Source organism: Rhodococcus sp. JVH1, from assembly GCF_000280725.2.
Lineage (GTDB): Bacteria > Actinomycetota > Actinomycetes > Mycobacteriales > Mycobacteriaceae > Rhodococcus_F > Rhodococcus_F jostii_A.
On sequence record NZ_CP166289.1, the window covers coordinates 7,439,114 to 7,461,727 of the forward strand.

Below are 22,614 nucleotides of genomic sequence, written 5' to 3' on the forward strand. Positions count from 1 at the left end.
TCAGTGGTCTTCTCGATCGTAGAACGCAGATGAATGCGGCGGGGGTGCGTCATTCCCGGTGGTATTCGACCTTGGTGGTGGCACCGTCGTTGTTCATCGAGTCGATCAGGGCGGCGGCCACCTGGGTGGCCCGCAACCCGTCGCGTGCCGACGCCAGCGGGGACGCCGCCTGTGCGTCGAGGGCGTCGACCCAGGCCTGCAGTTGGCGCCGGTAGGCGTCGGCGAACAGTGGCCGCCAGTCCTCCGGGTACGTCGCCGCCGAATGCAGCGACGAGTCGACCGTCAGGGCGTGGCTCGGTGCCAGACTCACGGCACCGGTTTCGCCGACTACCTCGCAGCGCACGTCGTAGCCGTATCGGGCATTGACGAACACATCGACCACCGTCAGCACACCGTCGGCGGTCCGCAGCATCAGTACCTGCGGGTCGTGACGTGAGGTGTCCAACGAGGTGGGCTTCGGTGCATGCCAGCTGACTTCGACGATATCGGCCCCGAGAAGCCAACGGGTGATGTCGATTTCATGGATCGCTGAATTGGTGATGGTGCTTGCCGAGTCGCCACCCGGGTACGACGTCACATTGCGGTGGGAGCTGCGCACCAGCAGTGGGGCCCCGACGGAACCGGACCGAATCACCTGCACCAGCGCCTGGTACGGGGCGTGGAACCGTCGCATGAAACCCACCGACACGAGCGGATTCGCCAGTGCCAGAGCCTCTTCGCGGGCGACCAGGTCGACGCATTCGGCGAGCGTCGGGGCCAACGGCTTCTCACACAGCACCGGCTTGCGGTGTTCGAGGCACAGCGCCACCTGCTCGGCGTGGGCGGAGTCGTGAGACGCGATCACCACCGCGTCGATGTCCGGGGCGGTAATCAACTCAGTCGCGGTCGAGACGGTACGCGCCGACACCTCCTTCGCGACAGCGTCCGCACGGGCCGCGTCGACATCGGTCACCACCGTCACCTGCGCACCCGACACCGACCGAGCGAGGGTCCGGGCGTGATCGGCGCCCATCACCCCGACGCCGATCAACCCCACCCGAATGCTCACGACGCTGCCACCGCGGCCGGCGCCCGCCCGTCGAGGACCGCGACCGCGCCCTCGACCGCGGCGCGGATGGTCAACGCCATCGCCCGATCGGTGAAACCCATCAGGTGCGGGCTCAACACGGTATTGGCGTGGTCGAACACCGGGTGATACGCGGGCGGTTCGGGATCGAATACGTCGAGTCCGAGCCCGGCGAGGTGCCCGGACTGCATCGCCGCGTGCGCGGCGTCGAGGTCGATCAGCGCGCCGCGACTGCAGTTGACCAGGATGCTGCCCGCCCGCATCCCGGCCAGCCGGGACTTGTCGATCAGATGATGATTCTCGGCAGTGAGCGGCAGGTGCAGGGTGACGAAGTCACTTGCTTCGAGAAGTTCGTCGATACCGGCGCACCGATACTGCTCGGGCACGTCGGCGAACGGATCGTACGCCCGCACCTGCAGGTCGAACGCCTCGGCGATCTGGGCGACCTTGCGGCCGATCCGCCCGAAGCCGACGACGCCGAGGGTGGCGCCTTCGAGGTCACCAACCGTGACTGCACCCCGGTCGTTCCACCGCCCGCCCCGGACCAGACAGGTCAGCGTAGGAAGTCTCTTGACCAGTGACAGCAAGTGCGCGAACACCCCTTCGGCGACCGACACCGTGTTGCTGCCCGGAGTGATCACCACCGGGATGCCGCGCCGCTGTGCTTCGGCGACGTCGACGAGGTCGGTTCCGACACCGGTACGGGCGAGGACCTTCAGCGTCGGCATACGGTCGAGCAACGCGGCGTCCACGGTGAACGCCGCCCGCACGATCGCCGCCTCGGCGACGGCCAACTGCTCCTCGGTCGGGTCGAGGACCAGCTGTTGATTCTCAGCCAGATACGGGTCGACGAGCTCCCGATCGAGCGGGCCCAAGCCGACGAACAGTTGAGTCGAGGTGGTCGTAGTCATCGCAGTCCTTGCAGGTGTCGAGAGGTGCGGGTGGGATCAGGCCGTGCGGGAGGCGGTGGTGCCGGCGATGTCGTCGAGCTTCTGCCACTGCCCGGTCGAGGCGGAGACCTCAGCGGCGGTGACGATCGCTGCGGCGGAGACGGCGTCGTGGACGTTCGAGTTCTCCTGCGGTCCACCGGAGACGGCGTCGTGGACGTTCGAGTTCTCCTGCGGTCCACCGGAGACGGCGAGCAGGAACTTCTTGGCCTCGATGGTCTTGAGGTCGTCGAAGCCGAGGGCATTGCCGGGTCCGGGCTGGAAGCGGGAGTAGTCGCCGTGCTGAGGGCTGGCGTTGACGGTGGTGTAACCCTGTTCGGCGTTTGCGCGACCCAGGCACACCTTCAGCTCGTTCATCCGCTCGAAATCCCACCTGACGGACCCTTCGGTGCCGTAGACCTCGATCCGGTATCCGCACTCGGGGCCCACGATCACCCGGGACGCCTCGATGGTGCCTACCGCGCCGGCACCGGGGGACTGCGAGCCGAATCGCACGAGGGCGGCGGCGTAGTCCTCGTTCTCGACCGGCCGCATGTCCCCGTTCTCGATGACCGCGAAGTGGGTTCCCGATCCCATTTCCAGTTTCGGGCGTTCGGTGTAGACGGTGCTGGTGAGCGCGTTGATTTCCGCGATCGGGCCGACCACGTACTGGCACAGGTCGCTGGCGTGGCTGAACAGGTCCGCCAGCACGCCGGAGCCGGCGAGTTCACGGTCGAACCGCCACGACAGGGCACCATTGGGCTCGTTCGCGTAGCCGGAGAAGAAGGAGGCACGCACGTTGGTGATGCGACCGAGCTTGCCGTCGGCGATCAGCGTCCGGGCGTGCTCGACTGCCGGGGCGTGCCGGTAGTTGTAGCCGATCGAGGTGATCACCCCGGCCTCGGTGGCGGCGTCCTCGATCGCGGCGGTCTCGGAATAGCTACGCCCGACCGGCTTTTCGATCCAGAAGTGCTTGCCAGCCTTCGCCGCGGCGATACCGATTTCGGCGTGCAGGAAGTTCGGTGCACAGATGGACACGACCTCGACGTCGGGGTGCGCGAGGACGTCACGGTAGTCGGTGGTGCCCTCGGCGAAACCCAGGACGTTCTGAGCGAAATCGACGCGGCTGGGTGCGGTGTCGGCGGCGATCACCAGCTTCGGGGTGATCCCGAGCTCAGGGTAGACGATCGGGACGTCGCGGTAGGCGCGCGAATGCAGCTGTCCCATCCAGCCGACGCTGATCAGGCCGACGCCCACGGTGCGTGCGTTCGTGCTCACGGTGTTACCTCTTTCGGTTCTGCCCCAGCGGGCTAGGTGGTTCTGCCCGAGTGGGCTAGGCGGTCTGCTCGGGCCGGGCGGTGGCAATGGCCTCGGTGAGGGCGGCGGCGAGCATGGTCGAGTCGGAGCCGATGGCCACGAAGCGGAATCCCAGTTCGACGTAGCCGGCGGCCAGGGCAGCGTTGGCGGCGAGGATGCCGGCCGCCTTCCCGTGCTGGTAGGCGGCCTCGAGGACCCGGCCGAGCGCGGCGGTGAACACCGGGCCGTCGAACTGTAGCGGCACCCCGAGGGCGAAGGACAGGTCCAACGGTCCGACGAAGAGCACGTCGACCCCGTCCTGTGCGGCGATCTCGTCGACCGAGTCGAGGGCGGCGAGCGTTTCGATCTGGATGACGCCCAGCGCGGACTGCTCGTCCGTCAGCAGCGCGGAGCGGTCCATGCCCCACCGGCAGGAGCGGTTGTAGGTGGCTACCCCGCGGTCCCCGTGCGGCGGGTACACCAGATGCGTGATCGCGTCGGCGACCTGGTCGGGCTTGTCCAGCCGCGGGACCATGATCCCGGCCGCGCCCTGGTCGAGGGCCCGGCCGATCCGGATCCGTTCACCGGATTCGATCCGCACGACGGTCGGAACGCCGTAGCTGCCGGCGGCGAGGATGCCGTCGCGCAATACGTCCTCGGATCCGGACCCGTGTTCGAGGTCGATGAGGATCCAGTCGGCGCCGGCGGCGGCGCACACCTCGGCTGCGGTCGAGGACGCCATGCCGACGAAGGTGCCGACGGTGGTCTCGCCGTTGGCCAATCGCTGACGGAGCGTGCCCTTGTCGAGTGGAGTGTTGCTCATCCGAACCACCTCTGCCGTCCCACGGCGTTGTCGTAGTCTGCGCGCAGGGTCTGAACCCATTCCTGATCGGACACCTCTGCGGGTGCGACATCCCACCACACGTCCCCACCGGGCAGGTCCACGTGCGGCACCGTCGGCACCACGATTACGACCGGACCGGGCGCGGTCCGGGTCTCGTCGAGGGCGGTGCGCACCTCGTCGGCGGTGGTGGCGCGGATGGCCCGCGCGCCCAGTCCTTCGGCAATCTGCCGCAGGTCGACCTTCAGGTAGTCGCCCTCGAGGCGTGCCTTCTCGCCGGTCTCGGCGATGGTGTCACCGTCGGTGCGGTAGCGGAACTCGTTGCCGAATTCGCGGCCGTTGCGGTTCATCTGCAACCGGTGGATGACCTGGTAGCCGTGGTTCTCGGACACCACGACGGTCACGTCCAGGCCCTCCTGGGCGGCGGTGACCAGCTCGGTGGGTGCCATCAGAAACGTGCCGTCGCCGATGAAGGTGACGATTCGCTGTCCCTGGTTGCCCTCGGCGAGGCGCACACCCATCGCGGCCGGGATCTCGTACCCCATGCAGGAGAACCCGAATTCGAGGTGGCAGTGCCGATTCCCGGTCGCGTCCCAAACCTTCTGCAGGTCGCCGGGCGGGCCACCGGCCGCGGCAATGATCGTGTCGCCGCCGCGGGCGTGTTCCTGCAGCAGCCCGATCAGCTGCGGCTGGGTGAGCATGGCGCCGGTGACCGGGGCGTGCGGGTGCTCGGCCGGGACGAACGCGGTGTCGGGGTCGAGAGCGGCCGCCCGGATCGGGGCCCAGTCCGCCTTCGCCGTCCGCGCGGTGTCCTGCCAGGCCGTGCTGGTGGTGTGCCCGGCGAGCGCGGTGGTCAGGGCCTCGAGTCCGAGGCGGGCGTCGGCGAGGATTCCGGTGGCCCCCTGCTTGCGGGTGTCGCCGTCGACGACGTTGAGGGAGGCGAACCGGACGTTCTCGTTCTCGAAGATCGACTGCGATCCGGTGACGAAGTCGGTCAGCCGGGTCCCGACGCTGAGCACGAGATCGGCCTGTTTGACCAGGATGTTGGAGGCGAAGTTGCCCTCGAGTCCGACACCGCCGAGCTGCCACCACTCGTCGCGGCTGACCGCGCCCTTGCCGCCGAACGATTCGACGACCGGGATACCGGCCTGCTCGGCGAGCCGCTCGAGTGCCGCGGTGGCGTCGGAGTAGTGCACGCCGCCACCGGCAATGATCACCGGACGCGCCGCCTCGCGGATCTGGGCGGCGACCGCGTCGACCTCCGCGGGGTCGGGCAGCGGGCGCCGGATCTTCCAGTCGCGGGGTTCGAAGAACTCGACCGGGAAGTCGAAGGCGTGGGACTGGACGTCCTGCGGCAGCGAGAGTACGACAGCGCCGGTATCGGTGGGGCTGGTCAGCACCCGCATGGCCTGGGGGAGTGCGGTCAGCAACTGTTCCGGGCGGGTGATGCGGTCGAAGAACCGCGCGACCGGGCGGAAGGTGTCGTTGACGGTGAGGTCGGCCTCGCTGGCGTGTTCGAGTTGCTGGAGCACCGGTCCCTGATGGCGGGTGGCGTAGGTGTCACCGGGCAGCAGCAGCAACGGAAGCCGGTTGATCGTCGCCAACCCGGCGGCAGTGACCAGGTTCAGCGCACCCGGACCGATGGACGCGGTCACCGCGAGGGTGGCGCGGCGGCGACTGGCCTTGGCATAGGCCGTGGCGATGTGCGCGAGGTACTGCTCATGCCGACCCTGGACGAACGGCAGGTCATCGGACAGTTCGTCGAGGGCCTGTCCGAGGCCGGCGACGTTGCCGTGACCGAAGATGCCCAGTGCAGCGGGGATCAGGCGGCGCCGGTCGCCGTTGGCGACCGAGTATTGCGCGGCGAGGTATTTCACGACCGCCTGGGCCGTGGTCAGCCGGACTGTCTTGTGTGTGCTCAGTGGTGTCATGTCGTCGTTTTCTGTGAGTGCCACGAATGTGTGTGAGCGGGAGACGGTTACCAGGGGCGGCCGTGCAGGATGATGGTCTTTTCCTCGGTCATTTCCTCGACCGCGGACCGGACACCTTCCTTGCCGATGCCGCTGCCCTTGAGACCGCCGTACGGCATCAGGTCGGCGCGCCAGAGTGGAGTCCAGTTGATGTGGATGTTGCCGGCGTCGATCTGGCGCATCGCCCGAGTCGTCGCGCTGACGTCGGAGGTGAACAGTCCGGCGCCCAGACCGTAGTCATTGTCGTTGGCGCGGGCGATCGCAGATTCGATGTCGGGGGCGGAAGAGACGGCGACCGCGGGGCCGAACAATTCGTCGCGGCTGAACGAGGAGCCCGGGTCGACACCGGCAACGACGGTGGGGGAGACGACGGCGCCGTCCCGGTCACCACCGGTAAGGACCTTCGCACCGGCCAGGACGGCCTCGGTGATGGCCGAATGCACTCGTGTCGCTTCGGTTTCCGAGATCAACGAGCCGAGCTTGGTGTCGGCGTTCGCGGGATCCCCGATGACGATGTCTTCAACCTTCGGGACCAGGGCGTCGAGGAAGTCGGCCTCCACACTTTCGTCGACGATCACGCGTTGCACGCTGATGCACACCTGACCGGCATTGATGTAGCCGCCGACAGCGACCGCCGAGGCGGCGAGTTCGATGTCGGCGTCGGGGAGCACGATCACCGGGCAGGACGCGCCCAACTCCAACGACAGCTTCTTGATCCCCGCGATCGAGGCCAACCTGGTGCCGGTCTGCGTGGAGCCGGTGAAGGACACCTTGCGCACCCGGGGGTCGGTGACCAGGACGTCACCGAGCACGGAGCCCGGCCCGGTGAGCACCGACAGCGCCTCGGGCGCGAGGCCGGCGTGGACGAAGCACTCGGCGAGCTTCAGTGCGGTCAGCGGAGTGGTGCGGGCCGGCTTGAGTACCACCGCATTACCCGCGGCCAGTGCGGGAGCGATCTTGTGCAACACCAGCAGCGCCGGATAGTTGAACGGGGTGATCGCCACGACGATGCCGCAGGGCTGGCGCAGGGTGAAGCCGACCTTCTCGAGCCCGGTTCCGGGGTTGGCGTCGAGCGGCAACGACGAGCCGTAGAGCTGACTGCCTTCGAAGGCTGCCAGTCGGATGATGCTGCCCGACCGGCTCGCCTCACCGCGCGCTTCGCTGATCGGTTTGCCGGTCTCCGCGCTGATGGTCTGCGCAATGTCCTCGGCACGCTGTTCTGCCAGATCGGCGGCCCTCATCAGGATGGCGGCCCGTTCGTGCGCGGGCATCGACCGCAACACCCGCGCACCGACCTCGGCGCGATCGAGGGCAGCGGTGGCGTCGGAGGCCGTGGCGACGGGCACCGTGTCGACCGCGCGGCCGTCGAACGGTGACCGGACGGTCTCCGTGCGGCCGTCTGCCGCGGTCCGCCATTCACCAGCGAGCAACATATCCATGTCAGGACTCCATACGTCGAGTTCGTGGTCACCCCGCATTTGCCGAGAGTGACAGTGATTGCAAGCGAAAACGTTTGTTGCCGAACCTGATAGCGGGCGATTCGGTTCGGGAGCGAAAGGTCGTGTGCCCGCGCCAGTTCCGGATCTGACGCGGGATGCAGAAGATCGTCGGTGACGCCCGGCAACCGGTCAGCGCGGGTGCTGCCACCGACCGTGGTGGGCCCATGGGCGCCCGCCGGTCGGGACGGCTGAAGCGGGGCGCGCTCGGGAAGTGCCGCTTGTTCTCATGCAGCCCAGTCTTGCTGTGATCCATGCCTCAATCAAGACGAATAATCCATCAAATATCCCTCATTTCGAGGGAGCTTCATCCTGGGGTTGGAATCGCCGGGGTGAACGTCGGGGAAGTGTTGCTCACGCGGAGTGAGGCCCGACGAGGGCAACGCTGGTGTAGCGCCGAAACACTCGGACCCCGCAGACGGGATGTTCCTACTGCGGTGCGTACCGGTGCCGCGAATTGCGCACGTGCCGGGCGTTCCACAGCCCGTTTCCAACGACGTCGTCGGCATCGACTACCGGTCCTCTCCACAACGGCGGGTGAGAGGGACGTGTGGTCGACGAATATTCTGGTGTGGGATCCACAGGCGGACGATCGACATCACCGGTGGCTCGCCACCGCCGCTGTCCCGACAACCCGATGAGGAAAGCATGAACTACTTCGTTCCGCGAGGCGGCCTGCCGCCGCAAACCGATCTGACCACCGACCGCGCGGTCTTCACGGAGTCCTACGCAGTCCTGCCGCGTCGCACGATGAGCGATATCACCGCGAGTCTGCTGCCGCACTGGAACGGGACCAGGGCGTGGGTGCTGGCGCGGCCGTTGTCCGGATTCGCGGAGACCTTCTCGCAGTACATCGTCGAGGTCTCGTCCGGTGGCGGTAGTGACCGTCCCGATGCCGATCCGGGCGCCGAGGCGGTCGTGTTCGTTGTCGACGGTGCGCTGACTCTCACACTCGACGGGGTCGAGCATGTGCTGGACGCGGGCGGCTACGCCTTCCTCGCTCCCGGCGCCCGGTGGAATCTGCACAACCACGGTCCGGCCACCGCGACGTTCCACTGGATCCGCAAGGCCTATGCGCAGGTCGACGGCATCGAGGTGCCCGAGTCCTTCGTGACCCGGGAGCAAGATATCGAGGGCGTCGAGATGCCCGACACGAATGGCGCATGGAAGACCCAGCGGTTCGTCGATCCGACCGACATCCGCCACGACATGCATGTCAACATCGTGTCCTTCGAACCGGGAGGTGCGATCCCGTTCCCCGAGACGCATGTCATGGAACACGGCCTGTACATCCTCGAGGGCAAGGCGGTGTATCTGCTCAACAAGGATTGGGTCGAAGTGCAAGCGGGCGACTTCCTATGGTTGCGTGCCTTCTGCCCCCAGGCGTGCTACGCGGGCGGGCCGAGTCGCTTCCGCTATCTGCTCTACAAAGACACCAACCGGCACGCCGGCCTCCAACTCTGACTCTCCTGAATCTGGTCATGATCCTGTGTGCCGCTGCCGTTGTCGCAAGGGTGGCGGCCCACCGATCGCCTGTGCGCAGGGGTCAATGCGGCCTGCTGGGAGCGTCGTGTTCGGTGCCGAGCTGATCCTGGCTGGCGGCCCAGGAGGCGAGGAGTTTGAGGGCGTCGGCGGAGGGTGTGCCGGCGGCTGCGGTGTAGATGTTGAGTTGGAGGCCGGGTTCGGAGGGCAGTTCGAGTGCTTCGAAGTCGAGGTCGAGTTGGCCGACGGCGGGGTGGCGCAGGCGTTTTCGACCGCTGCGATGGAATCGGACATCCTGTGACGCCCAGCGTTGGCGGAAGAGTTCGCTCTGGGTGGACAGTTCCCCGACCAGCGCGATGAGCGCCTTGTCGTGGGGGTTGCGGCCTGCTTCGAGTCGGAGCATGGCGGCGGCGTCCCTGGCGATGGTGTCGTAGTCGACGAAGAATTCTTCGGCTGCCTGAGGGTGGAGGTAGACGAATCGGGTTGTGTTGGCGGGGCGGCGGGGGTCGGCGAGCACAGGGGAGTAGAGGGCGCGCGCGAGGTCGTTCATCGCGATGATGTCGTGGCGGCCGTTTCGGACCCAGGCCGGTGCGTCCGTGATGGCATCGAGTACTTGCTGGATTGCCGGGCGGACCGTCACCGGCGGAGTGCGGGGGCGGCGGGTGGTGCTTGCCTGTGCTTGCCGGGCGAGAGCGAAGAGGTGGTCACGTTCGGCGTCGTCGAGTTGCAGGGCGGAGACGAGGGCGTCGAGGACGCTGTCGGAGGCGCCGGCGAGGTTGCCGCGTTCCATGCGGACGTAGTAGTCGACCGAGACACCGGCGAGCATGGCGACCTCTTCGCGGCGCAGTCCTTTGACACGGCGGTTGCCGCCGAACACGGGTAGTCCGCTCTGTTCCGGGGTGATGCGTGCGCGCCGTGTGCTGAGGAACTCGCGGATTTCGGTGCGCAGGTCGGTCGAACTCATGAGTCCACGGTAGGCAGTGGCCGCCGGATGTGGGAGGTACTGGCAGTACCCGGAACGTCCGTGACTCCCCGGGCGGCCCGAATGGAGCTCAACTGGGTGGCATGAAAGCGACGTACATGTTCGGCGCGGGCGACGTCCGCGTCATCGATGTTCCTGATCACACCATCCAGTCGTCCACCGACGCTCTGGTACGGATCGTGCGGGCCTGCGTGTGTGGCAGCGACCTGCATCCCTATCACTCCATGGACGCCGAACCTGCGGGCAGATCGATGGGCCACGAGTTCATCGGTGTCGTAGAAGCGATCGGTTCGGATGTGAGGACGTTACGGGTCGGCGACTTCGTCATCGCACCGTTCGCGGTGTCGTGTGGCACGTGCGTGTTCTGCACTGCGGGTCTGCAGACCTCGTGCGTGCGCGGCGGGTTCTGGAACGACGCCTCGCTGGGTACGGCGGGTGGTCAGGCCGAGGCGGTCCGGGTGCCGCTGGCCGACGGCACGCTGGTGACGGTGCCGGTGGGCGAGGACGCCGACGATGCGCTGCTCAACTCCTTGCTGACGTTGTCGGATGTGTATGGCACCGGCTGGCATGCCGCGGTCCGCGGCGGCGTCGGCGCGGGCAGTGTCGTGACCGTGATCGGTGACGGGGCGGTGGGATTGTCGGCCGTGCTGTCGGCTCGCCTGCTCGGTGCCGAGCAGATCGTGTTGATGGGGCGGCACCAGGGGCGGACCGATCTCGGTCGCGAGTTCGGCGCGACCGATGTGGTTGCCGAGCGTGGCGAGGAGGGGATCGCGAAGGTTCGTGAGCTGACCGGCGGACTGGGCAGCGCGGTCGTCCTCGAGGCAGTCGGTTACCGGCCGGCCTACGACCAGGCGGTGGGCGTCGTCCGCGCGGGTGGAGTGATCAGTCGGGTGGGGGTGCCCCAGTACGAGGACGCGCCAGTCGGGTTCGGGAGCCTGTTCGGGCCGAACGTCACGCTGACCGGTGGTCCGGCACCGGTGCGCGCCTACATCGAGCAGCTGCTTCCGGCGGTCCTGGACGGCACTGTCCAGCCGGGGAAGGTGTTCGACCGCACCGTCGGTCTCGGCCAGACGCCGGAGGGCTACGCCGCGATGGATGCCCGCGACGCGCTCAAGGTCGCGGTCCGGCCGTGACCACCGCTGTGTCCGGTCGGGCCACGACCTCCCGGACCGCGATTCTGGGTATCATCCTGGCAAGCTATTTCATGGTGTTGCTGGACAACTCGGTGATCTTCACCGGGTTGCCGAGCATCCGATCCGGACTCGACCTGTCATCGGCGGCGTTGTCGTGGGTTCAGGACGCTTACACCCTGGTCTTCGGTGGTCTGCTCCTGTTGGCTGCCCGCGCGGGGGACATCGTGGGGCGGCGCCGACTGTTCAGGATCGGTCTCGCGATTTTCGGAACCGCATCCTTGCTCGTCGGAATCGCGCCCGCGGGATGGTGGATGATCGCCGCCCGCGCGGTGCAGGGAATCGGTGCGGCGATCGTCGCACCGACCTCGTTGGCGTTGATCACGACCTACTTCGACGGCGAGGCCCGCAACAGGGCCATTGCCTGGTATGCCGCAACGGCCGGTATCGGCGCCAGCCTCGGCCTTCTGGTCGGAGGTGCGCTCACCGAGTGGATCTCCTGGCGAGCGGCCTTCCTGGTCAACGTCCCGATCGCGGTCGCCTTGATTGTCTGGTCTCGCACAGTGCTCGTCGAAACACCACGGCGAACCGGAAGGTTCGACGTGATCGGTGCTCTCGGTGCGACATTCGGCATGGGCGCCGTGATCTTCGGGATCATCGAATCCGCCGAGGCAGGTTGGGGATCGGCACGGGTACAGGCCGCTCTGGCACTCGGGGCTCTCCTGCTGGTCGGGTTGGTCGTTCACGAGGGTCGGGTGCAGCAACCGATCCTGCCGCTGCGGTTGTTCCGCAGTCGCGAACGCGCCGGCGCCTATTCGGCTCGCCTGCTGTACCTCGGGGCGATGATCGGATTCTTCTACTTCACCACCCAACTGCTCCAGGACGGGTTCGGCTTCTCCCCACTGCACGCCGGGCTCGGCTTCCTGCCGATGACCCTCGTCAACTTCGTCGTCGCACTCATGGTGCCCCGGCTGGGCGCCCGGCTGTCGAACGGGACTCTGCTCGCTACCGGGACGGCGCTGACCCTGGCCGGTATGGCATGGCTGAGCCGCATCGGCCCACTCGATACGTATCTCATGGACGTTGCACTACCGATGGTCCTGGTGGGCGCCGGGCAAGGCCTGGCGTTCGGGCCGCTGACGAACGCAGGAATCGCCGGTGTGGATTCGGCGGACGCCGGCGCGGCATCCGGACTGGTCAACACGGCGCACCAACTCGGAATGGCACTCGGTTTGGGCATTCTCGCTGCACTCGCGGCCGACGCAGGCGCCAACCTCGACGGACCAGCAGCGGTGACCGAGCACGTCGGCGCCGCGCTCACCGGCGGCACCGTACTGCTGGTCCTCGCACTGGTCGTCGTCCTCATGGTGATCGTGCCCGCTGCACGACACCGGCCCGTCGAATGACATCCGCTGGTCGAACCAGGTACTGCCGGTACCTGGTTCGACAGGCACTCCCAGCGCGCGCAGACCGAACCTAAGGTTGAAACATGACCATCCTCCAATTGACCTTGAACAACGAAATCACAATGCCGGCACTGGGTTTCGGTGTGTACCAGACGCCGCCTGATGACACCGTTGCAGCGGTCGAGGCGGCATTGGAGACCGGATACCGGCACATCGACACCGCAGCTGCTTATCAGAACGAACGCGAGGTCGGCGAAGCCATACGCCGTTCGGGCATCGATCGCTCGGACATCTTCGTCGAGACCAAGATCTGGATCACCGACTACGGCTACGACGCGACGCTGCACGCGTTCGACAAGAGTGCCCGCAAACTCGGAATCGAGCAGATCGACCTGCTGATACTGCACCAGGCTCTCCCTGGCGAGTTCGCCCTCACCGTCGAGGCCTACAAGGCGCTCGAGACGCTGCTCGCGGACGGACGCGTCCGCGCCATCGGTGTCAGCAACTTCATGTCCGACCACCTCACGCGACTGCGGGACGAGACATCGGTGGTGCCGGCGGTCAACCAAATCGAGGTACACCCGTACTTCCGCCAATCCGACGTGCTCACGGCCAACGCCGAACACGGGATCGTGTCGCAGGCATGGTCCCCGATCGGCGGCATCACTTTCTACCGCAACGGCTCCCACGGCTCCACACTCGACGATCCCACCCTCCAGTCGATCGCAGCGGCACACGGCAAGACGCCGGCCCAGACGATGCTGAGGTGGCACCTGCAGCAGGGACGTCAGGTGATCCCGAAATCGGTCACCCCGTCCCGGATCACCGAGAACTTCGAGGTCTTCGACTTCGAGCTCACCGCCGATCAACTCGCCGCGATCGACGCTCTCGACACCGGTGTGCGCGGCGGCCCGGAACCTGACGACATCACCCGCAAGACATACGGCCTCGAGATCCCCGAAGCCTGAGGAGTACAGCAATGCAGATCGATCCCCACACCCCGACGACCAAGAACCCGCCCGAGCAATTCACGGGTGACGTCTGGCTCGACCGTATCGCCTTTCCCCGCGACCCCGGTCAGCGAATGGTAGTGGCGAAAGTGCGTTTTGCGCCCGGCGCCCGCACCGCGTGGCACTCGCACGCCCACGGTCAGACCCTGCACATCACCGAAGGAACTGCCTGGGTAAAGTCCCGCGGCGGACCGAAGGTCGAAGCACACGCCGGTCAAACCCTCTACTGCCCACCGAACGAACAACATTGGCACGGAGCAAGTGCCGACTCGTTCATGGAACACCTCGCCATGCTCGACAACGCCGACGACCCGGCCACCACCACGACCTGGCTCGAGCACGTCACCGACGACGAATACCTGACGGGGTAGTGTTCCCTCGCCACCCGCCGCACCTTATCGAGGCCACAAATTTTCCATGATTTGTGCGACGTCCTGTGCGCTCAGCGGTGCCGCATCGAGTCTTTCCGCGCCGGGCCGCAATCCCGCGATCATGACCGCGAGGATTCTGCGCCAGCCGGTGTCGGTGACGCCGCGTGTCGTCGAGACGACGCCGCGGAGGGACCAGAAGATGAGGTCCAGGTCGGCCTCGGTGGCGTCTTCGCGGATGCGGCCGTGCTGCTTGGCCCCCGCCAGCAACTCGAACAGGATCCGGCGATAGTCGTTCCTCAGAACTGTGGTCTGATCGTCGTTCCACATGCGAGAGAGACATCCGCGGTTCGACGCGAGGATGGCACCGCTGCCGTAGAGCACCTGTTCGAGGCCCTCGCCCTCCGGCGCGGAGAGGGCTTCGTGGGCCAGGGTGAGGAAGTCTTCGAGCACCTGTCGAACCAGTTCACTGATCAGTGCATCCTTGGTGGGGAACCGGCGGTAGAGGGTGCCGATGCCGACGCCGGCGACCCGGGCGATTTCGTCGACCCCCACGTCGAGGCCACGGGCACTGAACACGGTCGCTGCCGCATCGAGTAGCCGTTGCCGGTTCTCCGCGGCGTCGCGGCGCAGTGCCTTGCCGCCTGCCGGATCGCTCATGTCGGACCTCATTCGGATTCGTCGCCCACCAGTGTGCCGCCGGCGACCAGCGCGAGTTCCGGGTGCCGCAGCTCGGGCGACGGTTCGAGATTCGTGGTCTCGTCCCGCTTCATCGCCGGGATGAACAGGGCCGCGACGGCGCCGAGGGCCACTGCCACACCCAGCATGACGAAGCCGTTGGTGTAGCCGGATTCCTGCGGCACCCCCGACGTGGACGCCCCGGCGGTGACGACGCTGGCCATGAACGCGGCGCCGAGTGAGCCGCCGATCGTGCGGATGTTCGCGTTCATGCCGCTGGCGACACCGGTCTGTTCCGACGGCACCGCTGCGACGACGACGTTCGACATCGCCGAGAAGGCCAGGCCGAAACCGATTCCGGTCAAGGCCGTGGCGAGGTAGATGTCCGTCTCGGTCTCGTGGAGGAATGCCACCACGAAGTAGCCGATCGCACTGACGATCGAGCCGGCGATCACCAGGTTTCTCGACCCCAGTCGAGTCGCCAGGCGGCCGGAGGCGAGTCCGAGCAGGAACATTCCCACGCTCAACGGCAGCAGCATCAGGCCCGATTCGGTGACCGAGGCGCCGAAGCCGAATCCGGCCGAGGGGGGTGTCTGCAGAAACTGCGGGAGGAAGCCGAACGCGGCGTACATCCCGACTCCCATCAGCAGGGCCACCAGGTTGGCGGCCCAGACGCTGCGGATCCGCATCATTCTCATGTCGATCAGCGGGTTGGCGGATCGCGCTTCGGCGGCCACCCAGGTCGCGGCGAGGACGGCGGCGGCGACCAGCAGTCCGATGACGATCGGAGAGCCCCAGCCCCAGGTCGGTGCCTGACTGACCCCGAGCAGCAACGCGACGAGCCAGCCGGACAGCAGCAGTGCGGTGAGCCAGTTGATCTTCCCGGCGGTGCGAACACGCGACTCGGGGACCAGGATCTGCGCGGCCAACCCGGCCAGGACGACCATGATCAGCGGAATCCAGAACAGCCAGTGAAAGCCCAGCACGGTCACGATAGGTCCGGCCAGGACGATGCCCAGACCGGCGCCGACGGCGGTGAGCGCGGCGATGATGCCGACCGCTCCGACCACCTTCTCCTCGGGGAACTCGTCGCGGATGATGCCGAACGCCAACGGCAGCACACCGCCACCGATGCCCTGGATCACCCGGGCGGCGATCATCACGGACAGCGAGGTGGCCAGGGCCGCGAGCAGCGACCCCGCGGCCAGTGCGACGAGCGCGATCACGAACACCCGTTTCTTGCCGTGCATGTCCCCGAGGCGTCCCATGACCGGGGTGAAGATCGACGCCGACAGAAGGTAGGCGGTCAACACCCAGGTGATATCGGTCTGTGTCGTGCCCAGCGCGGACTCGAGGGTGGGCAACACCGGCATCACCAGGGACTGCAGCAGGGCATAGGCGCCGACGCCCACGGTGAGAACGGCGAACGTCAACTGATGGTGCGTCCGCCGTGAAGCGGTTTTCATAGATTCTCCCAACAAAGCGGAGCGTTCACTCCGCATGCGGAGAATCTATCATTCGAAGCGGAGGTCAGCGCGACATCGCCTCCGTCGTTCCCGGATGCTTATTCGCGGATCCGCGTCACGACTTCGTTCAGCGGCGCCCGTGTGGTGCGGTAGTTGTTGGCCGGGTGGTCGGTGTCTGCGAAGCCGAACGAGATGCCGACCAAGATCTTTCGATCGGCGGGGATGTCGAAGTGCTTGCGGATGAGCGGGGAATGACTGGCGAGCGCGGCCTGGGGGATTGCCCCGAGTCCGAGGCTCCGCGCCGCGAGTAGGAATGTGCCCACGTACAGGCCGGTATCGACGGCCCCGTACACCCCGTGCACCGCGTCGGTGGTGATGATCGCGACGTGCGGCGCGCCGAAGAAGCGAAAGTTTTCGAACGCCTGGAGGGCCGAGGCTTCGCGGTCGCCGCGCTCCACGCCGACGGCCTGATACAGCTGCCAACCGCTGGCGCGGCGCCGTTCACGGTAGACTATAAAATGCATTTCCGCGCGAAGCTGCGTTCTCGGTCATCGAGAAGCGATTGATGGGATGGGCCCCTGACGTGGTGGGGGAGTAGAACAGTTCACGTGGCGTCGGTGGCATGCCGGATCTGTTGCAAGCCCGAACCATTGAGCTGGTACCCGGAAGCTGGAGTGGCGATGCCGAGTCCTCCCGAGCCATTGGGGATTCCAGAGGCCGGGAGGACCGGGTCGGGCTGGTGTCAGTTCTCGACTGGGCGAGCCGCGAGGTTCTCCCGGAAGAACGGCGTCGCCTCCGCGACGGCGTGGTCGACGTACTTCGGCACGTCGTAGAAGTCCATGTGGGCGCCGCCGTCGACGACCACCAGCTTCTTGGGGCTGCGCACCCGGCCGTGCAGTTCGGTGGACATCCACAGCGAACCGGCTTCACTGCCCGCGACGATCAGCAGCGGTGCCGTGAACAGGTCCTCGACCAGGTGGAACGCGTCGAATGTGAAGATCCGGGAGATGCTCTTGGTGAACAGCTGCTTGTTCTTCGCGTTCGGGTGCTGCGCACGCGGGGTGAGGTAGTAATCGTGTGCCTCGACCAGGTCGCGCGGGGTGCTCTCGTCCGGCTGTTCCGGAACGTACGGGATGTACGCCGGATCTGCACCCTGGGCCTCGGCGGTCCGCTGCTGAGCGACGGCCTGCAGTGTGGGCACCGCGGCCGCGTCGGAGTCGGTTCCGTACCACCCTCGGCGGAACGAGGTGCCGATGTTCAGGGCGCTGACGGTGGTGACGGCCTTGATCCGGTAGTCGGTCAGGGCCGCGTTCACGGCGTACCCGCCGCCGGCGCAGACCCCGAGAACACCGATCCGTTCGGCGTCCACGTAGTCCAGGCTCTGCAGGAAGTCGACGGCCGCGCGCACGTCCTCGACTCGCGCTGCCGGGTCCTCGAGGTGGTGCGGCTCGCCACCGCTCTCGCCCTGGAACGAGGCGTCGTAGGCCAGTGCCACGAAGCCTTCCTCGGCGAGCTTCGCGGCGTACAGGCCCGCGGTCTGCTCCTTCACACCGCCGCCCGGGTGCACGGTGACGACGGCCGCGTAGCTGTTCTGCGGATCGAAGTTGTCGGGCAGAAACAGGTTGCCGGCCATGGCGATCGGGCCGTTGGGGAAGGTGATGCTGTCCATTGCTGTGTCTCTTTCTTTGATGGGGGTGTTGTCGCGCGTGGTCAGAGGTTGGTGTCGTAGAACGGGATCAGGGCGTCGAGGGCGATCGTGACGGGCTCGGGCTGGTCGTACAGGTCGTAGTGCGAGAAGCCTTCGGCCACGACGAGTTGCTTTGTCTCGGAGCGGGCGCGGCGGTAGATTTCGAGGCCGTCACGGTAGGAACCGAACGCACCGGGCTTGTCGCCGACGACGACACACAGCGGCTGGGTGAGGAGTACTTCGGCGTGGGTGAAGGCGTCCCACCCGTATCCCGCTGCTCGTCGTGAGATCAGGCTGCGGGTGGCGCCGTTCGGCTTCTCCCCGCGGGGTGTCTTGTAGTAGTCGGTGGCCTCGACGACGTCGAGTCCCGTCCCGGCCGCCGCGTCCACGGTGGGCGGCAGCAGGTTCTCGACATTCGGTTCGGCGCCGCGGGCCTCGGCGGTGCGCTGCGCGGCGATCGCGTCCAGTGTTGCGATCGGGTCGTAGGCACTGAACGCCTCGTGCAGGAGGTGGCCGAAGTTGACGCCGACGACGCTGCCGACGACCTTGATGCGTCGGTCGGTCTTCGCGGCGGCGATGGAGTATCCGCCGCCGCCGCAGATGCCGAGCACGCCGATCCGGTCGGCGTCGACGTAGGGGAGGGTGACGAGGTGGTCGACGACGAAGCCGAAGTCCTGGACTCGTTGCGCCGGGTCTTCGATGAATCGGGGTTCGCCGCCGCTGGCGCCCTGGTAGCTGGCGTCGAATGCGATGACGACGTAGCCGGCGTCGGCGAGGGCGGTGCCGTACACGTTGCCGGACGTCTGCTCCTTGCAGCTGCCGATGGGGTGCGCGCTGATGATGGCCGGGTACTTCTTCGTCTCGTCGAATCCGGGCGGGAAGTAGATGTCCGCCGCGATGTCCCAGTACGGGGTCTTGACGCTGACGGTCTCGATCCTCTCGGTGGCCATGAACTGATCTCCCTTCGTCTCCGCCGGAGCCCGGCGGTCTGAATCTCATTGCGTCGTGGACGATGTCCGCGACCCGCACTCATCACTCTGCTGCGACGCGCGGGGCTGTACCAGAGGCCGGTTATCGGGGGTACCGGCAGCCTCTCCCTCGGGCTGTCGGAGGTCCCTAGGCTGCAGGTATGGAGATCGCCAAGGAGATCAAGGACTTCCTGACGACCCGCCGCGCACGCATCACACCCGACCAGGTGGGCCTGCCCGCCGGCGGCCGACGTCGGGTCGCCGGGCTACGTCGCGAGGAAGTCGCACTGCTCGCCGGAGTGAGCGCCGAGTACTACGTACAGATCGAACGCGGCGGCGTGTCGGGTGTGTCCGACGAGGTGCTGGACGCCATCGCGACCGCGCTGCGACTCGACGACGAGGAGACGAAGCATCTGTTCACCCTCGCCCGCGCCACGGCCACGAAGCCCCGCAGGCGTAAGCCCGCCAAGGCGCGTGTCGAGATGCCGGAGCCGGTCCAGGCGCTCGTCGATGCGATGATCACCGCCCCCGCCGTCGTGCAGAATGGTCACCTCGACATCGTCGGCGCCAATGCGCTCGGTCGCGCGCTGTACGCCGACGTGTACGACCGCGTGGACGGCGTGCCCAACCTGGCCCGGTTCATCTTCCTCGACCGCCGCGCCGACGAAACGTTCCCCGACTGGAACAACGCGGCCGACGACGCCGTCGCGATGCCGCGGGTGGAGGCGGCGCGGTCGCCGTACTCGGCGGCGGTCACCGGTCTCGTCGGCGAGCTCGCTACCCGCAGCGACGAGTTCCGCACTCGCTGGGCGGCTCACGACATCAAGGCGCACCGGCGCGGCACCAAGCGGTTCCATCATCCGGTCGTCGGTGACCTGACGCTGCGTTTCGAGGCGCTCGAGGTTGCCAGCGCGGCCGGTCTCACCCTGTTCGGATTCACCGCGTCGCCAGGTTCCTCCTCCGAGGAGGCTCTCCGCCTGCTCTCCAGCTGGGCCGCATCCGACCGGCCCGAACATCAGCATTCCTGAAGTCCGGGAAGGAGAGTCGGCTACCGTCGACGTGGCTTACCCCGGTGGGTTCACGGACGTCGTTGGGTGTGGGCGGCACCGGCGTGATCCTTCCTCCCGTGTCGGCGGGATACGCGCTTGCGGTTACCGAAGCGCAGCAAGCACAGTGGTCATGGTGACCGCGACGAGGAGCAGCACGTAACCGACCGCGTGGACACGGTCGGGCAGACGGGGTGGGCGTCGCCTCAGCGTGACGATCACTGGGAGTGCGCCGAGGAGAAGCGCCAGGGCCGCGGCCAGGTCGATGGAGCCGGCCAGGGCGGCGCCGGCGGGTGATCCGGGACCGCGGCCGACGAGGAAGATCAGAACTGCCGGCAGGCTGATGGCGAGGGTCAGCGGGGTTGCGAGTGCGGTGGCGACACCCATCGTCAGTCCGGAGCGGCGCAGGAGAGGCACCGTCATGACACTGCCGCCGACGCCGAGAAATGCTGCGCTCGCGCCGATCGGTAGCCCGAGCGAGGTCGGTATGGCGAACCGTTGCCGAGAGTCGGTGGTGTGCGGCGCCGCCGGACGGAAGAAGCCCGGCCGCACCAGGACATCAACGATCGTCCCGACGAGGTAGATGACGAACCCCCACTGGATGATTGCGCCGGGTACGAGCCGGGCGAGCAACGCGCCTGCCACGCCTCCGAGACCGAGAAGTGCGAGCAGACAACGAGAGTCACGCAAGTGACGCAGCACCGTGCGGGAGGTTGCGGACGTGGCGACGGCAGCATTCACCATCATCACCGCCGCGGATGTTGCGACTGCGACCCGGGCGGCCGAGTCGCCGAGCCCTGCTTCTGCCCACAGGACGACCGGGACGGTCACGAACCCGCCGCCGAAACCGAACAGGACGGTGGTCAACCCGGTCACGAGGCCGATGAGAACGAGAACGAACATATTCACTCGGTCCAGTTCACCGTATCGCTGTAGCGGCGACAATCGAATGTCAGTCGATTTCTTTCGAGAGTCAGCCGGTAGGTTGGGTGTGGTGAGAAATGTCCCGCTCGGCGACATCGACAGTATCGAGCGGGACGTGCTCCCGATCGCGACCGACTATCCGGCCGGCTTCGTGCTGGACTGGCACGAACACCGTCGTGCGCAGTTCCTGTACGGAGCTACAGGAACAATGGTCGTCGAGACCGACAACGGAACCTGGACGGTGCCCACGGCTCAGGGCGTCATGATTCCGCCGGCCACACGGCATCGGGTACGGATGCTCGGTGTGAGTACGAGCAGTCTTTACATCGAACCAGCTGCGGTGCCGTGGTGGCCCATGGCGTGCGTCGTAGTCGAGGTGTCATCGCTGCTCCGTGAATTGCTGCTCGTCGCCGCCGATCTACCCGCCGAGTACGAACGCGACGGTAGGGAGGGCGCCATCGCGGCACTGCTGCTGTTCGAGCTGGCAACGCTCAGGTCGCTGCCCCTGCACCTGATGCTGCCCACGTCGGCCGACCTGGTCGCGTTGTGCCGGTCCTATCTCGGCAAGCCGGAGGTCGGCGTGACGAACGCCGAGTGGGCGGGCCGAGTGGCGATGAGCGAACGCGCCTTCACCCGGCGATTCCTACGCGAGGTCGGGGTCAGTCCGGCGGCCTGGCGCCTGCGGGCTCGGTTGCTGGCAGCCATCCCGATGCTCCGGTCGCAGCCGGTGACTCGGGTCGCCTCGACTCTCGGCTACGCATCTCCCGCAGCCTTCTCCTTCGCCTTCAGCCGCGAGTTCGGAATGGCGCCGTCCGCCGCCGGCCGCCGCGAGGACACGCACCGGTGAATTGCCGGGCAGGTCGGGTCGAGGCCGTCACTGTTCAGGCGATCCCGGCGGGTTCGGAACGTCGGACGGCGTGCCCACCGAACTGGTTACGCAGCGCCGAAACGGCTTTCATGGCGGGCGAATCGTGTTGTCTGGAGGCGAACCGCGCGAACAGTGCGGCGGAGATCACCGGCGCGGGAACCGCGTGTGCGATGGCTTCTTCGACGGTCCAGCGGCCTTCGCCGGAATCCTCGGTGTAGCCGGAGATCGCGGCCAGGTCGGGATCCTCGGACAGGGCCTGCACCAGGAGGTCGAGCAACCAGGACCGCACGACGGTGCCCTTGGACCAGGCACGCAGGACTGCGGGAACGTCCACGATCGAGTCCTCGGCGGCGAGCAGCTCGTACCCCTCGGCGTAGGCCTGCATCAACCCGTACTCGATGCCGTTGTGCACCATCTTCGCGTAGTGGCCGGCACCGACCGCGCCGGCGTGGACGAAGGAGTCCTCACGGTCACCGTTCGGTCGCAGCGCGTCGAAGACCGGCATCAACCGGTCGACGTCGGCGGCGTCGCCGCCGGCCATCAGCGCGTAGCCGTTCGTGCGTCCCCACACTCCGCCGGAGACGCCGCAGTCGAGGTAGCGGATGCCGTGTTCGGCGAGGATGTCCGCGTTCACCTTGTCGTCGGTGAACCGGGAGTTGCCGCCATCGACGACGAGGTCACCGGGCGCGAGCAGGCGCGAAAGCTGCCCGATCACCTGACGGGTCGGCGCACCGGCAGGCACCATCACCCACACCGCCCGCGGTGCCGGAAGCGACTCGACCAACGATTCGAGGCTGTCCACATCGCTGGCGGCGGCGTGAGGGTCGTATCCGATCGCCTCGAGTCCGCGTTCGCGCAACCGCTCACGCATGTTCAGACCCATGCGGCCCAGACCGACCAGTCCCAGTTTCATCGTCACCGTTCCATTCTCGATTCTCGGTATCGTGCCGATGTCTATGTCTACGGCGGTTTCGGGGTCGCCTCACCTGACCGGACGGGGAGCT

The 22,614-nt window shown here is 67.1% G+C and carries 20 protein-coding genes and 1 pseudogene; 7 read left to right on the forward strand and 14 right to left on the reverse strand.

The genetic code is table 11. The annotated features are described in order from the left end of the window. Positions 1-49: 49 nt before the first annotated feature. Genes JVH1_RS34995 through JVH1_RS35020 form a run of 6 tightly spaced genes read right to left on the reverse strand, consistent with a single transcriptional unit; the run spans position 50 to position 7,538 of the window. Positions 50-1,048: a Gfo/Idh/MocA family protein gene (locus tag JVH1_RS34995; protein WP_009473185.1), complete on the reverse strand. Its 999-nt coding sequence runs from the start codon at positions 1,046-1,048 to the stop codon at positions 50-52. Then, a complete protein-coding gene (locus JVH1_RS35000; protein ID WP_009473184.1) occupies positions 1,045-1,977 on the reverse strand; it encodes an NAD(P)-dependent oxidoreductase in 933 nt (310 codons plus the stop codon). Before JVH1_RS35000 ends, JVH1_RS34995 begins: the two co-directional genes overlap by 4 nt. 36 nt (positions 1,978-2,013) lie before the next feature. Then, positions 2,014-3,270, reverse strand: a complete 1,257-nt coding sequence (locus tag JVH1_RS35005; protein WP_009473183.1) for a Gfo/Idh/MocA family protein — start codon at positions 3,268-3,270, stop codon at positions 2,014-2,016. 55 nt (positions 3,271-3,325) lie between these two features. Continuing rightward, positions 3,326-4,111: an HpcH/HpaI aldolase/citrate lyase family protein gene (locus tag JVH1_RS35010; protein WP_009473182.1), complete on the reverse strand. Its 786-nt coding sequence runs from the start codon at positions 4,109-4,111 to the stop codon at positions 3,326-3,328. Then, positions 4,108-6,084, reverse strand: a complete 1,977-nt coding sequence (iolD, locus tag JVH1_RS35015) for a 3D-(3,5/4)-trihydroxycyclohexane-1,2-dione acylhydrolase (decyclizing) (RefSeq protein WP_371113066.1) — start codon at positions 6,082-6,084, stop codon at positions 4,108-4,110. The genes JVH1_RS35010 and iolD overlap by 4 nt, the downstream gene beginning before the upstream one ends. 23 nt (positions 6,085-6,107) lie before the next feature. Next, positions 6,108-7,538, reverse strand: coding sequence for an aldehyde dehydrogenase family protein (locus JVH1_RS35020; protein ID WP_009473180.1), 1,431 nt, complete (start codon positions 7,536-7,538; stop codon positions 6,108-6,110). Between the two features lie 705 nt (positions 7,539-8,243). On the opposite strand from JVH1_RS35020, the gene JVH1_RS35025 reads away from it, so the two are divergent. Further along, the gene (locus JVH1_RS35025; protein ID WP_043777789.1) at positions 8,244-9,059 is read left to right on the forward strand and encodes a bifunctional allantoicase/(S)-ureidoglycine aminohydrolase; all 816 of its coding nucleotides are present in this window, start codon (positions 8,244-8,246) and stop codon (positions 9,057-9,059) included. 82 nt (positions 9,060-9,141) lie between these two features. Here the strand turns inward: JVH1_RS35025 and JVH1_RS35030 are convergent, their stop codons facing one another. Further along, positions 9,142-10,041 (reverse strand): helix-turn-helix transcriptional regulator, encoded by a 900-nt coding sequence (locus JVH1_RS35030; protein WP_009473178.1) that lies wholly within the window; start codon positions 10,039-10,041, stop codon positions 9,142-9,144. Positions 10,042-10,142: 101 nt separating this feature from the next. Between JVH1_RS35030 and JVH1_RS35035 the strand changes: the two genes are divergently transcribed. The 4 genes from JVH1_RS35035 to JVH1_RS35050 all read left to right on the forward strand — a co-directional run bounded on the left by JVH1_RS35035 (position 10,143) and on the right by JVH1_RS35050 (position 13,976). Continuing rightward, positions 10,143-11,192: an alcohol dehydrogenase catalytic domain-containing protein gene (locus JVH1_RS35035; RefSeq protein WP_043777786.1), complete on the forward strand. Its 1,050-nt coding sequence runs from the start codon at positions 10,143-10,145 to the stop codon at positions 11,190-11,192. After that, positions 11,189-12,595: an MFS transporter gene (locus JVH1_RS35040; RefSeq protein ID WP_009473176.1), complete on the forward strand. Its 1,407-nt coding sequence runs from the start codon at positions 11,189-11,191 to the stop codon at positions 12,593-12,595. The genes JVH1_RS35035 and JVH1_RS35040 overlap by 4 nt, the downstream gene beginning before the upstream one ends. Before the next feature lie 83 nt (positions 12,596-12,678). Then, the gene (locus JVH1_RS35045; RefSeq protein WP_009473175.1) at positions 12,679-13,563 is read left to right on the forward strand and encodes an aldo/keto reductase; all 885 of its coding nucleotides are present in this window, start codon (positions 12,679-12,681) and stop codon (positions 13,561-13,563) included. A gap of 11 nt (positions 13,564-13,574) precedes the next feature. Continuing rightward, positions 13,575-13,976, forward strand: a complete 402-nt coding sequence (locus JVH1_RS35050; RefSeq protein WP_009473174.1) for a cupin domain-containing protein — start codon at positions 13,575-13,577, stop codon at positions 13,974-13,976. Between the two features lie 24 nt (positions 13,977-14,000). Here JVH1_RS35050 and JVH1_RS35055 read toward each other — a convergent pair whose 3' ends face one another. From JVH1_RS35055 to JVH1_RS35075, 5 genes and pseudogenes are all read right to left on the reverse strand, one after another. After that, positions 14,001-14,645: a TetR/AcrR family transcriptional regulator gene (locus JVH1_RS35055; RefSeq protein ID WP_009473173.1), complete on the reverse strand. Its 645-nt coding sequence runs from the start codon at positions 14,643-14,645 to the stop codon at positions 14,001-14,003. Further along, on the reverse strand, positions 14,642-16,117 hold the full coding sequence (locus JVH1_RS35060; protein ID WP_009473172.1) for an MFS transporter: 1,476 nt from the start codon (positions 16,115-16,117) through the stop codon (positions 14,642-14,644). The genes JVH1_RS35055 and JVH1_RS35060 overlap by 4 nt, the downstream gene beginning before the upstream one ends. Positions 16,118-16,215: 98 nt before the next feature. Then, positions 16,216-16,629 (reverse strand): annotated as a pseudogene (locus JVH1_RS35065) (nitroreductase); the annotation flags it as partial. 230 nt (positions 16,630-16,859) lie between these two features. Continuing rightward, complete coding sequence (locus JVH1_RS35070) at positions 16,860-17,786, reverse strand: alpha/beta hydrolase (protein ID WP_009473170.1); 927 nt, start codon at positions 17,784-17,786, stop codon at positions 16,860-16,862. A 41-nt stretch (positions 17,787-17,827) separates the two neighbouring features. Beyond that, positions 17,828-18,754 carry an alpha/beta hydrolase gene (locus JVH1_RS35075; RefSeq protein WP_371113067.1) on the reverse strand — a complete coding sequence of 309 codons (927 nt, stop codon included), beginning with the start codon at positions 18,752-18,754 and terminating at the stop codon, positions 17,828-17,830. 179 nt (positions 18,755-18,933) lie between these two features. On the opposite strand from JVH1_RS35075, the gene JVH1_RS35080 reads away from it, so the two are divergent. After that, positions 18,934-19,800, forward strand: coding sequence for a helix-turn-helix domain-containing protein (locus JVH1_RS35080; protein WP_371113068.1), 867 nt, complete (start codon positions 18,934-18,936; stop codon positions 19,798-19,800). Positions 19,801-19,923: 123 nt separating this feature from the next. On the opposite strand, the gene JVH1_RS35085 is transcribed toward JVH1_RS35080, so the two are convergent. Further along, entirely contained in the window at positions 19,924-20,721 is a 798-nt protein-coding gene (locus JVH1_RS35085) for a sulfite exporter TauE/SafE family protein (RefSeq protein WP_009473165.1), read from the reverse strand. 91 nt (positions 20,722-20,812) lie between these two features. Here JVH1_RS35085 and JVH1_RS35090 point away from each other — a divergent pair, with 91 nt between their 5' ends. After that, on the forward strand, positions 20,813-21,589 hold the full coding sequence (locus JVH1_RS35090; RefSeq protein ID WP_043777771.1) for a helix-turn-helix domain-containing protein: 777 nt from the start codon (positions 20,813-20,815) through the stop codon (positions 21,587-21,589). A 34-nt stretch (positions 21,590-21,623) separates the two neighbouring features. Here JVH1_RS35090 and gnd read toward each other — a convergent pair whose 3' ends face one another. After that, positions 21,624-22,523, reverse strand: coding sequence for a phosphogluconate dehydrogenase (NAD(+)-dependent, decarboxylating) (gene gnd, locus JVH1_RS35095; RefSeq protein ID WP_009473163.1), 900 nt, complete (start codon positions 22,521-22,523; stop codon positions 21,624-21,626). Positions 22,524-22,614 lie beyond the last annotated feature (91 nt).